Genomic DNA, 13162 nt, shown 5'->3' on the forward strand with positions numbered 1-13162 from the left:
GCTGTGGTGACGTTCGCGCAGGCGCAGGAGCGCGCCGAGGAGTGGATCAACGGCGATGTGCCGGCGTATCTGCACCGTGAGGTGCGGGTACGGGAGTTCGGGCTCGGGTTCGTGGTCTGGGCGGAGGACCGCGAGGAGGCGCGGACCGCGGACGGGGACCGGCTGCGGCTGGTCTTCGCGCGGGACGGCGGCGAGGTGACGCTGTGGCCGGGGCTGCCGGTCGGCGAGGTGATCCGGCGCTACGAGGAGGCGTACGGCGCGTCGGCGGACCAGGCGCCGCCGGAGGCGGCTCCGGCGGCGGCCCGGATCGATCTGAACCAGACGTCGTTCCTGCTGACTCCGCCGGAGTGGCTGCAGGAGGCGGCGGACAAGGTCGGCCTGCCGCCGGTGGCGTCGAACGCGTCGCAGGCGACGGCGGACGCGTCGCAGGAGACGACGTCCCCGTCGGAGGCGGACGAGTCGGCTTCCCCGGCCTCTCCTTCGCCTTCCGCTTCGCCTTCCCCTTCCCCTTCTCCGGCTTCGGCTTCGGCCGGCGGTGCGGCGCCCGCCGCCCCCGCGCCCACGCCGCCCCCCGCCCCCATGCCCGCGGGCGCGTCCGGTGCCACCCCCTCCGGCACCGGCGCGTCCGCGTCTCCCTCCGGTCCCGCCCGCGGCGGGGACGAGGTGTCCGACGACTATGTGCCGACGGCGTCCGACGGGGTGCCGGTGAACGGGCCGTGGGCGGACGCCAACGCGAGCGCGGGTGGTGCGGCCGGCGCCGTTCCGCTGCCGGCGACGGTCTTCGCGCCGCCGCTGTCCGGGGCGGACGACGAGGACGCGCCGCCGCCCGCGGTGGGCGCCGACGCGCCGACCGCGCTGATGCACGGCGGCAGCGCGCTGCCCGCGACGGCGATCGCGCCCGCGCTGAACCCGGGCGCCGGCCCCGGCCAGACGCCTCCGCCGCCGTCCCCGATCCCGGCCCCGATTCCGTCCCCGGCCCCGATTCCGACGCCCGCGCAGGCCCGGCAGACCCCGCCGGGTCCGCCCGGAGCGCCGACGCCGCCTTCGGTGCCGCCGAGGGCGCCTGGTGCGGCGGACATCGCCGACGCGGCGACGAGCAAGGCGACGCCGCCGCCCGGCCGTTACGTCCGGCCGCAGCCGGCGTCCCAGGCCGGCGTCGACGGCCCGCAGCCTCCCGGCCCGCCCGGCTCTCCCGGAGCCCCGACCCCGCCCGGTCCTCCTGGTGCCCCTGGTGTCCCGGGTGCGCCGACCCCGCCCGGTCCTCCCGGTCCTCCCGGTCCTCCCAGCCCGCCCGGTCCTCCCGGCGCGCCGGGTGTTCCCGGTACGCCTCCGGGTGGTGTCGCGCACGCGGCGACGATGTTGGCGCATCCGAATCAGATGGGTCCGGGTCAGCCGGGTCAGGGGGGCAACACGCCTCCGCCGCCCCCGCCGCCGGGTGTTCCCGGTACGCCTCCGGGTGGCGTGGCGCACGCCGCGACGATGTTGGCGCATCCGAATCAGATGGGTCCGGGTCAGCCGAGTCAGGGTGGGAACACGCCTCCGCCGCCCCCGCCGCCGGGTGTTCCCGGTACGCCTCCGGGTGGTGTCGCGCACGCCGCGACGATGCTGGCGCAGCCCGGTCCGGGTGGCCCCGGCGGTCCGGCCGGTCCGCCTCCGCCGCCGGGCCCCGCGCCCGCGCCCGGATCCACGCCGCCGCCCGCTTCCGGCCCCGGGGGCGCGTACGGCTACCCGCAGCCGACCGGTCAGCCGACCGTCGGCCCGGGCTACCAGGCCGTGCTGCGCTACCGCGCGCCCGACGGCTCGGAGCAGCAGCTCATCCGCCGCTCCGCGCCGGGCACCCCGCACCCCGAGTGGCAGATGCTGCACGAGCTGCGGGCGATGAACGTACCGCCGCAGCAGGTCCTCGAACTCCATACCGAGCTGGAGTCGTGCGAGCTGCCGGGTGGTTACTGCGCGCGGATGATCCGGGAGACGTGGCCGCAGGCGCGGATCACCAACATCGCGCCGTACGGCCGTGAGCACGCGACCCGTCGTCAGGGTATGCATCAACTCCTCACCCATCAGGGCGAGTTGGCGCAGGTCGCGGACGCTCCGGCGCGTCCCGCGCCGGTGCGGGCGCCGTTGCCGCAGGTGCAGCCCGCGCCGCCGGTGCCGCCGGACGGGGTGGCGCAGGAGCTGGCCGGGGCGTTCGGTCCGGGCATCCTGCGCTTCGACCAGCGCGCGGTGTCCCGGCAGGGTGTGCCGGAGGTCGTGGCGGTCACGCTCGTGTGGGCGGGTCTGCCGGCCGACTTCGGTCCGTTCTTCTGGGCGCAGCCGCCGATGCCGGTGGTGCCGACGCTCGCGGAGGTGGCGCAGCAGCGGCAGATCCAGCCCGCGGCGGACGCGAGTTCGTACCTGGTGCTGGGGACGGACTTCGGCCGGGCGATCTGTGTGCAGTACGGGACGGCGAACATCGTGGCCGTGCCGGTGGAGCCGGGTCCGGGCGGGCAGTCGGCGCCGCCGCAGTTCGTGAACACGGGGCTGCCGGAGTTCGTGCGCTGCCTGGCGCTGCTGGGCCGGATGTGGCGGCTGCGGTTCGGGCTCAACCCGGAGCAGGCGGGCCGCTGGACGGTCGATTTCCAGGCGCAGCTGGCGATGCTGGACCCGGCGGCGCTGTCGTCGCCGGAGAACTGGTGGTCGGTGCTCCTGGAGCAGATGTGGGACGGGTTGTTGTAGGGGATCCGTTCCGCGGGGAGACCCGGGCAATGTGACAAAAGGCGCTCGATGTGTGCTCACATCGGGCGCCTTTTGTCCGTTCTGATGCCGCATCCTTGACTTTCGAGGTCAAAAGCAGCCGAAGGGGCGTCGGATGAATTTCTCCATCGGGGGACGCGGTCGCGGATACCGCCCGGAGCAGGTCGACCGCTACCTGGCGGAACGTTCCGCCGAGCGGGACGCCGCGTGGGAGCGGGCGGCGCGGCTGACGGTCCTGGCCAAGGAGATGGAGGAGGAGGCGGCCCGGCTGCGCGAGGCCGTCGCCTCGCTCGCGCCGCAGCGTTACGAGGCGTTGAGCGAGCGCGCGCGGCGGATCCTGGCGGACGCGGAGGCCGAGGACGAGGCGCTGGTACGGGCCGCGGAGGCCGAGGCGCAGTCCCTCGCGGAGGCGACGGAGGCGGCCGTCGAGGAGCTGGCGGAGTCGGCCGCGACGTACGCGGGCGAGGTCCGGTCGGAGGCCGATTCGACGGCCCGCGCGACCGTGAAGACGGCCGGCGAGCGGGCCGAGTCGATACGCGACGAGGCGACCCGCGACGTCCGGAAGCTGCGCGACGAGGCCGAGGAGGCCTACGAGACCACCGAACGCGAGGGCGCGGCGCTGCTCGCCGACCAGGCCGAGCGGCAGCAGGCGGCGAGCGAGGCGGCCGACCGCGCGGAGGCGGCGGCCCTCGCCGACCAGCGTGCCCGCCACGAGGAGCAGGTCGCGCGCGCCGAGGAGCGTCTGGAGGAGGCCCGCCGCGCCCTGGCCAGGACCGAGGAGGCCGCCCGGCACGGGCAGGAGGACGCGGAGGCGAAGGCGGCGGAGCTGCTGGCCGCCGCGCACGTCGGCGAGGAGCGGATCGAGCGGGCGACGGAGCGGGTGCTGCGCGAGCACGAGGAGGACCGCGAGGACATCCACTCCCACATGGAGCACATCCGCGCCTCGCTGGCGGCGCTCACGGGCGGGCGTCCGCCGGGGCGTACGAGGAGCGCGAGGGCGGCCGAGGCGGCCGAGGCGGCCGAAGGCGGCTCCGAGGCCACCGGGGCTGCCGAGGGCGCCGAGACGTCGAAGACGTCCCGGAGGGCATAGGCGCGGAAGGAGACGCCGCCGGCTGTCTCGCCACCGAGCGGGCGAGGCCGGTCGTGCCGCCGGTCTTGATCTTGCTCGTGGTGCCGAACCTGCTCGACGCGCCGGAGGAGGCCGCCGGCACCACGTCCGCCTCCGGCACCACGTCCGGGGCGGCCCCCGTCCTCGCCGGCCAGTGGGGTGGGTTCGGACCCGTCCCGGTCGGGGCTCCGGCAGCCCAGGGCGAGGGCCGCGAGGACGTTGCGTACGCGCGCGGGACTCTCCAAAAGGGGGAGGGGGCGCCGCCCCGGGACACGCGTTCTTCGGGGGCGGACCATCTGTCCGGCGTTCGGCGGACGCCGATGTCTGCGTTCCCGCTCCGTGGGTACCCGCATAGGCGCGGGGCGGATGCCGTGGACCCAGCGGGCCCCGGTGGGGCGCGGGGGCGCGGGGGGACCTGGCGGACAGACGAGAGGAGCGGGGAGATGAGCGAGAACACCCCGCCGGCGGACGCGCGCGGGGACGACGTCTACCAGCCGGCCGGCTCGGACAGCGCGAACCGGCCGAGCGGCCCGTACGACCCGGACAACGCGCTCGACACCGACCCGACCGAGGATCTGGCCAAGCCCGGCTACTCGCCGCCCGAACGCCCGCGCGGGGTCGCCCACCACGGGACGACCGCCCGCGAGCAGTACGAGCGCGCGTCCCTCGACGACCGGCTCGCCGAGGAACGCCCCGACGATCCGTCCGGCACCGACCCGCTCCTCGGGGACGACGTGGGCGACCTGCCGGGCGGCGAGGGGGAGCCGCTGGACGAGGAGACCGGCGCCCGGCGGGCGGGCCGGCTGGCCTGGCGGTCCGACGACGGCGTCACCGCCGTGGACGTCGGACGGGACGACGGCACGGCCCCGGCCGAGGAGGCCGCGATGCACCGCGACACCGGTATCGACGGCCTGCGGGGTGGCGACGGCACTGGCTGACCACCCGGCCCGCGCCCTCGGACCCTCCCCCCCGCCTGCGCCATCCGGCCCGCGTCACCCGGTCCGCACCCCGGTCCGCACCACCCGGCCCGTGTCCCCGACCCGAGCCACCCGGTCCGCACCCCGGCCCGTCCCTCCCGTCACTCCAGTGGCGCAACGCCTGTGTGCCCCGCGCGGCCCGTGGGTTCCGGCCGGACGGCGCTCCGGGGCGGGCGGGAGCGGGCCGGGGCCGGGTGCGATCAGTCCGGGCGGTTGCCTAGCCTGAGGCCGTACGAGCCCGGCGAGGTTCCCCCGGCGAGGCCCTTCCCCGGCCCGGCGGCATGCCGGAGCCCGGAGATCCGCCCGCCATCGCGTGGCCGTGGCCCCCGCTGCTTCTCGCGCGCGGTGGACCGCGCCCGCCGAGCGGAGGAAGGAGACCGATCGTCATGCTCATCCGCCACTCCTTCGAGGACGGCGTCCTGCACGTGTCGCTCCCGCATGATCTCGACGTCACCGGCCGGCCCGTGGCCGCCCTGGAGACCGAGCTCCTGGTCCACGTCCACCGTCCCCGGCGCGTCCGGGTGCAGCTCCCCACGTTCGATCCGTCGCCCGCCGGCCTGGGCGCGCTGTCCCGCATCCGCCGGCTCTGCGAGGCCCTGGGCATCCCGCTCACGGTCGTCGGCCCGGTCACGGTGGCCCGCCGCCTCACCCCGGCCCCCGACCCGGCCCCCGACCCGGCCCCCGATCCGGCCCCCGCCCCCGGGGCGGACTCCGACCCGGATCCGGCCTTCGAGGTCGGCGATCCGGCGTAGAGAAAATGCCTGTCCGGACGGGCGGGGAACTCCTAGGCTGAGACTCCGTTCGTACGCCGGGGGAACCATGACCAGTAGATTCACCGAGCTGTCCGTCGACTGCCACGATCCGGAGCGCCTCGCGGCCTTCTGGTGCGAGGTCCTGGACTTCAAGGTGATCGACCGTGATGAGGACACGGTCGAGATCGGCTCCTGGGTGCCGACCGCCGAGGAGGTCCGGGCCCGCCAGATGCCGTCCACGCTGGTGTTCGCCCGGGTGCCCGAGGGCAAGACGGTGAAGAACCGGCTCCACATCGACGTCAGTCCGATCGACCGCAGTACGGCGGACGAGGTGGCCAGGCTGATCGGCCTCGGCGCCACCACGGCGGACGTGGGCCAGGGCCCGGACCGGAGCTGGGTCGTCCTGGCCGACCCCAACACATCTGACTACCAGTTCTGAGGATACGCGCACGTCAGAGAACACAGAAGCCCCGCCCGGCAGTTGAGCCGAACGGGGCGTTTTGCTGTCTGAACGGGGCTACGGGCGCCGTGTGCGCTCTCCGGGCATCGGACCGGGGGTCATGGCCACGGCGTGACTGGGGCAGGCGTAGAGGGTGACTCCGGGGCCGCTCGGTCGCTCGTGGTAGCCGACTTCCACGGGTGCGTACGTCCACTGCTTGCAGCGGCAGCACATCGCGCCGGACGGGGCGGGGGTTCCGGTGACGGATTCGCGGGTCATGCGGTCACCCCCGTAGCGGCTGCGTGCTCGGCGGGGAAGGGGGCGCCGGGGTAGCTGTACGGGTAGTCGTGTCCTTGTGCGGCAGCGTCCAGCGCACGGCGTCGCTCGCAGACGGTTCCGAGATTCAGCATCGCGTCGGCGAACACGTAGGGGCGGATCAAGGCCGTGTCCTCGCCTCGGAGCGGCGTGCGTCGGGCGTGGACGTGTTCGGGGGTCGGGGTGGACCACGGTGTCATTCGGGGTCCGGTGAGGGTGGGCAGGGCCTCGGGGGCGCGGTAGGCGGCGGAGTGGCGTCCGGGCCGGCTCGGCGCCCATCCGAGGGCGCACCACAGGATGAGCAGCAGTCCCATTCCGAGGGATGCGAGGGCGATAAGATCGCGCATGTCGGTTCAGCTCTCTACTAGCTGTTTCGGCAAGCCCCGGCGGACCGATACCAGCGGTCTTCCGGGGCACTTTCGTTTGTGCTGGGTACGACCGTAGAGCAACTGGTCTAACTGGTCCACTGGACTACTGGCCTAAGTCGCCGTGTGAGGGGCGCAATGTCTAGGCTTCGGGCATGCCTGATCTGCCGCAGAATCCACACGCACCACAGGTGCCGTATGTGCTGGTGCTCGATGCGCTCATGGCAGAGATCAAGGCGGGGAAGTATGCGCCGGGGGACAAGATCCCGAGTGACCGCGAGTTGGCCGAGCGGTTCAAGGTGGCTCGGATGACCGCCCGCCGTGCCATCGGGATCCTGCGCGAGCGCGGGCTTATCGAGACCCGATGGGGCGCGGGTTCGTACGTGTCCCACCCTGCCGGCTCGGGCATCGAGGATGGGCGCCAGGACGACGACCAGGCGGACGCGTAACGCTGCTCCCAGACGACAGGGAGCCCCGCCCGTGCGTGATGGGGGGACCGCGCACGGACGGGGCGTTGGAGGGGGCGCCAGGGTCAGTGGGGGATGCCGTCGATGATGTCGCGGGCGCCTTGGCGCAGCAGCTCTGCGGCGACCCGCGTGCCCAACACGCCGGGATCGTTCAAGCGTTCACCCCAGATGTGGGCGTGCACGAACTTGCTTCCGTCGCGTGAGAACACCATTCCGCGCAAGCTGAGTTGGCCGTCCGGCTCGGTGACGCAGTGTCCGGCGATCGGGCTGTTGCAGTGCCCTCGTAGACCGTGGAGCATCACCCGCTCTGCCGTGACTTCGGTCATGGTCCTTTCGTGGTTGAGCTGTTGGAGGAGATACGCGGTTGCGTCGTCGTCCTTGTGGCATTCGAGACCGAGGACTCCGGCGCCTACGGCGGGCAGCATCTCTCTCGGCTCGAACACCTGACGGGCCCGTTCCGTGATGTCGAGACGTTCGAGGCCGGCCAGGGCCAGGACCATGGCGTCAAGCTTGTGGTCCATCGGCTTACGGCCGTCGAGCTTTTCGATGCGGGTGCCGACCAGGCCGCGCACTCTGATCACGTTCAGGTCAGGGCGTGTCTGGAGGATCTGTGCCTTGCGGCGTACGGCGGAGGTGGCGACCGATGCGCCGGACGGAAGGTCGGCGAGCGACTGGACGTCGGATTCCTCGGGGACGAGTAGCACGTCACGGACGTCGTCGCGGGGGAGGTACGCGGCGAAGATCAAACCGCGAGGCATGGGCACGTCGCCGGGGACGTCCTTCATGCAGTGCACGGCCATGTCGATCTGTCCGCGCTGCAACATCTGGTCGATCTCGCGGACGAACAGACCCTTCCCGCCGAGCTGGGCAAGGTCACCTTGCCACCTGTCGGCTTCGGTCGTGACCGGAACAACCTCGATGTCGATGTCCGGGACGAGTTTGCGCAGCAGGCCGGACACGGTCTCGACCTGAGCGAGCGCGAGCGGTGAGGACCGGGTGCCGATGCGCAGTTTTCGCGCGGGGAAGTCGTTCGTCATAACTCTTCCTTTCTTGTTTCGCGGTATGAGGCGCTGCCGGAATGGAGGGGGCCCACGATCCGCGCGGCTACGGCGGGGTGAAGCAGCATGTTTGCCTCGATGTGGGTTGCCCACCGCCACGCGGCGAGTTCGTCGCGCTGCAAGACGATGCGGTCTGTGTCGGCCTCGGTGAGAACTGGGCCGGCGAACAGGAAGACAAGCCGGTCACGCCGTTCCGGCCGAGTCGCCCGCACCCATTCGACGGCGAGCAAGCCGTGCTCCTTCACGTCGAGATCGAGTCCCAGTTCTTCGCGGCCCTCACGTCGGACGGCGTCGAGAGGGGATTCGCCTTGCTCAACGAGGCCGCCCGGCAGATGCCACGCGGCACCATCCTTGGCGGGCTGAACGATTAGCAGTTGGTCACGAGGGTTGGTAATCAGTGCGGTGGCGGTCACGGGGTGACCGGGGGCTGTGGGACGCATGCCATGCAACCTCCAGACGAAATGAGCAGCGGCGCCTACGGGGCCGCGCCACCCGCCGCAGGACAGGGCCGCTCCCCGGCACGGGGCTTCCAGGCGCATGCCGGGGAGCGGAGTGCGTGTGCGGGTCCGACAGCGCTGCCCCAAGGATGAACAACAGTGCTGTCGGACCCGCTGTGCAGTCCCCCACCGCCGGTATAAGGGAGGCCGGCGGCGCCGCTGTAGAGAGCCCGAGGGCGCCCAATAAGGTCCCTCCGCGCGGGGGAGTTTGTTCCGTCCGATCCGGACCGGACGGGTAGTCGCTCGCAAGACTGCACACCCCCGCCCGCAAAGGCGGGGAGCTTTGGGTTAGGGGCCGACGTAGACCGGCAGCCGACTATCAGGGGGGATCGTGGGGGAGGGATCCTGAAGGATCCGCACCAGCCCCGAGCCGTGGTACACCGTGCGGGACTCCGTCTGGCCGCACCACTCCACGAGAACGATGCAATCCGCTTGACCGGGCCAGATCTCGACCCTTGCCGCTGCGCGCCAGCGGTTGGCTACCCAGACCGTGTCGCCGGGACGGATCTCGAACGCTACTCGGCGGGATGCGAACCCGTCCGGGACCGGGAGCCCCAGAGGGTTTCCCACCCAGACCATGCGGTTCGGATGGCGCCGTATCACCACGAGGTTGCTCGCTCTCGGATTGGGTCCGCTCTCCCCGCCCGGACGACGGGCACAGACGGGGAGAGCGGGGTTCGGGTGGGCTAGGTGCGTTCTACGAGCGCGACGTCCGTAAACATGCGAGCGAACGTGTCGTGGTCCGGGTGACGCCCCGTGTGCGCCATGCACGCGATGTCCACGGCGCCTACGTCAGCGTTCGGCGGCGCTTCCCACCGGCATGCGCCGTGCAGGCACCGCGCCGACGCGACGGCCTCGGACTCGGGGTGACGGCGGATGCGGTGTTCGGCGTACCGCAGCACGGCCCGGGTCACGATGTCGCCTCCGGCCGATAGAGCGGCTGCGTGTACGCCTTGATCGTCATCTTCGGGGGCCGGTGCGGGTGGTTACGGGTTTTGATTACACAGTCAACGGCCGCAGACTCGTCCCGCTGCGGACCGGTCGTGTAGTAGGCGTGCCACCGCACGAGCATCACGCAGACCATGCACCCGGGGGCCGGCTCGGGGCGTGGGTCGAAGAAGTCCACGGAGCGTGCTATTCGGTTCACCGGGGCACCACCGGAGCGGGGAGGGCGAGGAAGTGTTCGTGCTCGGTCGGCAGGCGCAGGTCCTCGGCTCGCGCGGTCCACTCGCACCCCCCGCCCACCGGGCGCAGAAAGTAGACGTCGCCCTCGCGGGCCATCACTCGTCCGGGGCGTATCACCAACGTGTCGACCATGTACGTCCCGATGATGGGTGCAGGTTCCGGGTTCGGACAGGCGTTGTGATCGGGCACAGCTCTGCTCCTCTCCGTCGCGACTTCGCTACCGAGGGCCGCCAGCGTGGCCTACTCTGCGAGGGTCTTCAACGTAAGAACCACGGAGAAAGAATCGTGAGCAACGTCAAGGCGCTTACCCCGGACGCCTCCCCGCAGGCGTCGTACGGGGCACGTTTACGCAGGTTGCGCGAGGAACGGGGGTGGCGGCAAGACGACTTGGCTACCCGCACGGGATATTCCAACAAGCACATTTCGGCGGTTGAAACTGGTCGGAGCTCTTCAACTCTAGTTTTCTCTAGGGCTCTTGATCGAGCATTCGGCGTCGCGAACACGGAAGATTCGTTCGAGCGGGAGTGGCGAACGCTGAGTCACGGGATCCTGTTGGAGGGCTTCCCGGAGTACGTGGCCTACGAGGCGCGCGCGGTCGAGATCCGATTGTTCGACATTGGGGTTGTCCCTGGACTGTTGCAGACGCCGGGGTACGCGCAGGCGATGGCCAACGGCTATGTCGAGCGGGGTCACTTCACCCAGAAGCAAGCGGACGAGGGTGTCGGTTTCCTCGCGCAGCGGCAAAAAGGGCTGACGAGAGACCGTCCGCCCATGCTGCTCGTGGTGATGGACGAGAGCTGCATCCGCCGTCGCGTCGGTGGCCCTGAGGTCATGGACGCACAGCTTCGGAGCCTGGTCGAGTTCGCCAGGAAGCCGAACAGCATGCTTCAGATAGCGCCCTTCGAGCTGGGCGAGCGGCGGCCTTTCAACCTTCCCGTCAACCTGCTGACGCTGCCGGACCGGTCGATGGTGTCGTACACGGAGTCGCACGCCCAGGGGCATGTGGACCGTGAAACCTCATCCGTAATACCTGTTCTGACGGGCTACCATCAGCTTCAGGCCGAATGCCTCTCGCAGGCCGGCTCCGTGGCCATGATCGAGCAGGTACGAAAGGGCATCTCGTGACGACTGCATCCCCCCGCTGGTTCAAGTCCTCTTACAGCAGCACCAACAGCAACTGCGTTGAGGTCGCCACGAACCTCGTTGCAGCGCGCGACGTCGTCCCCGTCCGTGACTCGAAGGTCTCCGACGGGCCGTCGCTCAGCGTCTCCGCCTCCGCGTTCTCGTCGTTCGTCGCCGGCGTCAAGGGCAACGGCTTCAACGCCTGAAACGCCAAAGGCCCCGCCCCGTCCCCGAGTTGGGGATAGGGCGGGGCCTTGTCATGCCGCCGTGAGACGGTGGGCAGGCTCGGCGGCCGGTAGGCCGTGCACGCCTACGGGCGGAGCCTGGTCGGGCGTACGGTCGGTGAGGTATACGCCCCAGCCGACTTTGGCGGCGCGGTGCACGCTCACTCCGTACCGCTTGGTCAGACCGGCTCGCACCAGGACTTGAGCCATCCGCACCGCGTGGTCGTACGCGTCCGGCTTGAAGTCGTAGCCGTCGAGGAAAGTTCGGGTCGGGGCAACAGTCACGCGGCATCCCCGTTCTGCGCGGCCCGCGCGTTCGCCCGCTCCAGGGCGGCGATCCTGAGCGAGTCGTCCCACACACACCAGAGATCCCCAGCCGGAATCCACCGGCCCGTTTCCTCGCTCCGCGCCCACGTCCACTCGCCCACCACGGCGCCCGTGGACAGACAGTGCGCTGTGATCCTCCACGTGTCCTCCGAGGACGCTTCCAGAAGTCCCGCGACCCTCGGACCGTGGCCGGCGAGCGCCGTAGCCAGTGCAGATTCCGTGTAGACGGCGACCCTTACCGGGGCCACGTCGAACGCAGGTACCCACTCGCGGAAACCCCCCCCGGGCCCGCTCTGGAAGATCTCTACGCGCAGCTCGGCCGTGGGCCCCCCACCAGCGCGGTTACCAGTCGTCGTGTTCCTCTCGAAGGACATACCCCACCCCTTGAATCGAACAGGCTTTCGCCAGGTGCCATCGAGATTAGGTCACGGAGGGGATACGTTCAAGAGCATTCCGTGAAGATAGGTGCAGGTCAGGTGTCTGGTACCGACCGGTCGGCCCGTCAAGTGGAGCGGCTGATTCTCAACTCCTGTGCAACATGCACAAGTTGACGACGCAACATTTTCATCGGCGGGGGCTGCTCTCGCCGGGGTCCACAGGGAACAGCCCCGCAACAGCATTGGCGCGGCGGACCACAGTCGCAACGATCCGCCGCCCCTCGGCATCCCGAACGTAAATGTCCAACAGGGCGCCACAACGGGTCACGGTCACGGTTCCGGCATCGAGGGTCCGCAGCGTCACCATGCGCGTGCACCAGCTCGGTACAGCTCGCCGAACCGCCGGTTCCCCTTCGTCCGGGCTTGCTGCACCTGATAGCGGGTGCACCCCATGTCCGCCGCCAACTCGCCGTCGTCGGCTCCGGGGCGGTACTGCGGGACGGGGCTCACTCCAAACCCCGCTTTGAGTACGTGCCGCTGCCGCTCGGAGAGCAGCCCAAGCACGCGGTGCACCTGTGTGCGGATAACGGTTCGGCGGTGCGATGCGATGTCCGCCGGCGTGATTAGGTCGGCGGGCACACCGGACTCGCGCTCGACTTTCTCGGCGAGGGTGAGCGAGTCGCCATCCTCGGCCGAGACAGGCCGGTCGAGGTAGTCGAGTCCGAGCCACGAGAGTCGGGCCGCGTAGGCGTGCTCAGGGGTCATCTTTCGGTCGCCCATTTCGCCGCCCGCTGCGATGCGTTCGGCATCGTACGGGTCGCCGGCCGCGAGGGTGAGTGCATGTTCAAAGTCCTTTGCGGCGCGGGCAGTTACCCCCGGGCGGGTCTCGGTTCGGAGAGCGTCCAACATGGCCGTGTCGATGTGGCGCCCGATGTAGGCCATGAATGCTTCGGGGGTGTCTCCGTCGAATTTGGCGATGCACTCCCAGACGGCTATACGACCGCTCTGTGCGAGGTCTTCCGCGAGGGCATTCCCGTTCTCGGCGGTCGAACCCGCGTAGTAGCGGGCACGGGACCAAACGAGAGATTCGGTTTCTTTGATAATCGCCGTAATGGCGGTCAGTTCATTGTCCTTAGCGGCAGCGATTTGAGCGTGCGTGAGGTGCGTCATGGGACCGTTCTCCGTATCTGGGGGCTTTGGTCCTTGTGGGGACCAA

Annotated in this window: 16 protein-coding genes; 8 read left to right on the forward strand and 8 right to left on the reverse strand. The window is 70.9% G+C overall.

The window, feature by feature from the left end; genetic code table 11:
• Positions 1-3 precede the first annotated feature (3 nt).
• From ABZ693_RS13045 to ABZ693_RS13065, 5 genes are all read left to right on the forward strand, one after another.
• Entirely contained in the window at positions 4-2715 is a 2712-nt protein-coding gene (locus ABZ693_RS13045) for an SUKH-4 family immunity protein (RefSeq protein ID WP_359875935.1), read from the forward strand.
• A gap of 133 nt (positions 2716-2848) precedes the next feature.
• The gene (locus ABZ693_RS13050; protein ID WP_359875936.1) at positions 2849-3823 is read left to right on the forward strand and encodes a coiled-coil domain-containing protein; all 975 of its coding nucleotides are present in this window, start codon (positions 2849-2851) and stop codon (positions 3821-3823) included.
• A 461-nt stretch (positions 3824-4284) separates the two neighbouring features.
• Positions 4285-4779 carry a DUF5709 domain-containing protein gene (locus ABZ693_RS13055; protein WP_359875937.1) on the forward strand — a complete coding sequence of 165 codons (495 nt, stop codon included), beginning with the start codon at positions 4285-4287 and terminating at the stop codon, positions 4777-4779.
• 425 nt (positions 4780-5204) lie between these two features.
• A complete protein-coding gene (locus tag ABZ693_RS13060) occupies positions 5205-5570 on the forward strand; it encodes a hypothetical protein (protein WP_359875938.1) in 366 nt (121 codons plus the stop codon).
• A 67-nt stretch (positions 5571-5637) separates the two neighbouring features.
• Positions 5638-6009, forward strand: a complete 372-nt coding sequence (locus ABZ693_RS13065) for a VOC family protein (protein ID WP_359875939.1) — start codon at positions 5638-5640, stop codon at positions 6007-6009.
• A gap of 78 nt (positions 6010-6087) precedes the next feature.
• Here the strand turns inward: ABZ693_RS13065 and ABZ693_RS13070 are convergent, their stop codons facing one another.
• Positions 6088-6288 (reverse strand): hypothetical protein, encoded by a 201-nt coding sequence (locus tag ABZ693_RS13070; protein WP_359875940.1) that lies wholly within the window; start codon positions 6286-6288, stop codon positions 6088-6090.
• Entirely contained in the window at positions 6285-6638 is a 354-nt protein-coding gene (locus ABZ693_RS13075) for a hypothetical protein (RefSeq protein ID WP_359875941.1), read from the reverse strand. The genes ABZ693_RS13070 and ABZ693_RS13075 overlap by 4 nt, the downstream gene beginning before the upstream one ends.
• Positions 6639-6844: 206 nt before the next feature.
• Between ABZ693_RS13075 and ABZ693_RS13080 the strand changes: the two genes are divergently transcribed.
• A complete protein-coding gene (locus ABZ693_RS13080; RefSeq protein WP_359875942.1) occupies positions 6845-7138 on the forward strand; it encodes a GntR family transcriptional regulator in 294 nt (97 codons plus the stop codon).
• 83 nt (positions 7139-7221) lie between these two features.
• Here ABZ693_RS13080 and hemC read toward each other — a convergent pair whose 3' ends face one another.
• The 4 genes from hemC to ABZ693_RS13095 form a co-directional block, all read right to left on the reverse strand.
• On the reverse strand, positions 7222-8193 hold the full coding sequence (gene hemC, locus ABZ693_RS13085; RefSeq protein WP_359875943.1) for a hydroxymethylbilane synthase: 972 nt from the start codon (positions 8191-8193) through the stop codon (positions 7222-7224).
• Entirely contained in the window at positions 8190-8627 is a 438-nt protein-coding gene (locus tag ABZ693_RS13090) for an NUDIX domain-containing protein (RefSeq protein WP_359875944.1), read from the reverse strand. The genes hemC and ABZ693_RS13090 overlap by 4 nt, the downstream gene beginning before the upstream one ends.
• Positions 8628-9397: 770 nt before the next feature.
• Complete coding sequence (locus ABZ693_RS36260) at positions 9398-9625, reverse strand: DUF7848 domain-containing protein (RefSeq protein ID WP_494485946.1); 228 nt, start codon at positions 9623-9625, stop codon at positions 9398-9400.
• A gap of 229 nt (positions 9626-9854) precedes the next feature.
• Positions 9855-10028: a hypothetical protein gene (locus tag ABZ693_RS13095; RefSeq protein WP_359875945.1), complete on the reverse strand. Its 174-nt coding sequence runs from the start codon at positions 10026-10028 to the stop codon at positions 9855-9857.
• A gap of 153 nt (positions 10029-10181) precedes the next feature.
• Between ABZ693_RS13095 and ABZ693_RS13100 the strand changes: the two genes are divergently transcribed.
• Positions 10182-11021 (forward strand): helix-turn-helix domain-containing protein, encoded by an 840-nt coding sequence (locus ABZ693_RS13100; RefSeq protein WP_359875946.1) that lies wholly within the window; start codon positions 10182-10184, stop codon positions 11019-11021.
• Positions 11018-11224, forward strand: coding sequence for a DUF397 domain-containing protein (locus tag ABZ693_RS13105; RefSeq protein ID WP_359875947.1), 207 nt, complete (start codon positions 11018-11020; stop codon positions 11222-11224). Before ABZ693_RS13100 ends, ABZ693_RS13105 begins: the two co-directional genes overlap by 4 nt.
• A gap of 51 nt (positions 11225-11275) precedes the next feature.
• On the opposite strand, the gene ABZ693_RS13110 is transcribed toward ABZ693_RS13105, so the two are convergent.
• Positions 11276-11527 (reverse strand): hypothetical protein, encoded by a 252-nt coding sequence (locus ABZ693_RS13110; RefSeq protein ID WP_359875948.1) that lies wholly within the window; start codon positions 11525-11527, stop codon positions 11276-11278.
• Positions 11528-12306: 779 nt separating this feature from the next.
• On the reverse strand, positions 12307-13116 hold the full coding sequence (locus tag ABZ693_RS13115; RefSeq protein WP_359875949.1) for a sigma-70 family RNA polymerase sigma factor: 810 nt from the start codon (positions 13114-13116) through the stop codon (positions 12307-12309).
• Between the last annotated feature and the right edge of the window lie 46 nt (positions 13117-13162).

This window comes from Streptomyces laurentii (genome assembly GCF_040635425.1).
Classification (GTDB): Bacteria; Actinomycetota; Actinomycetes; order Streptomycetales; family Streptomycetaceae; genus Streptomyces; species Streptomyces laurentii.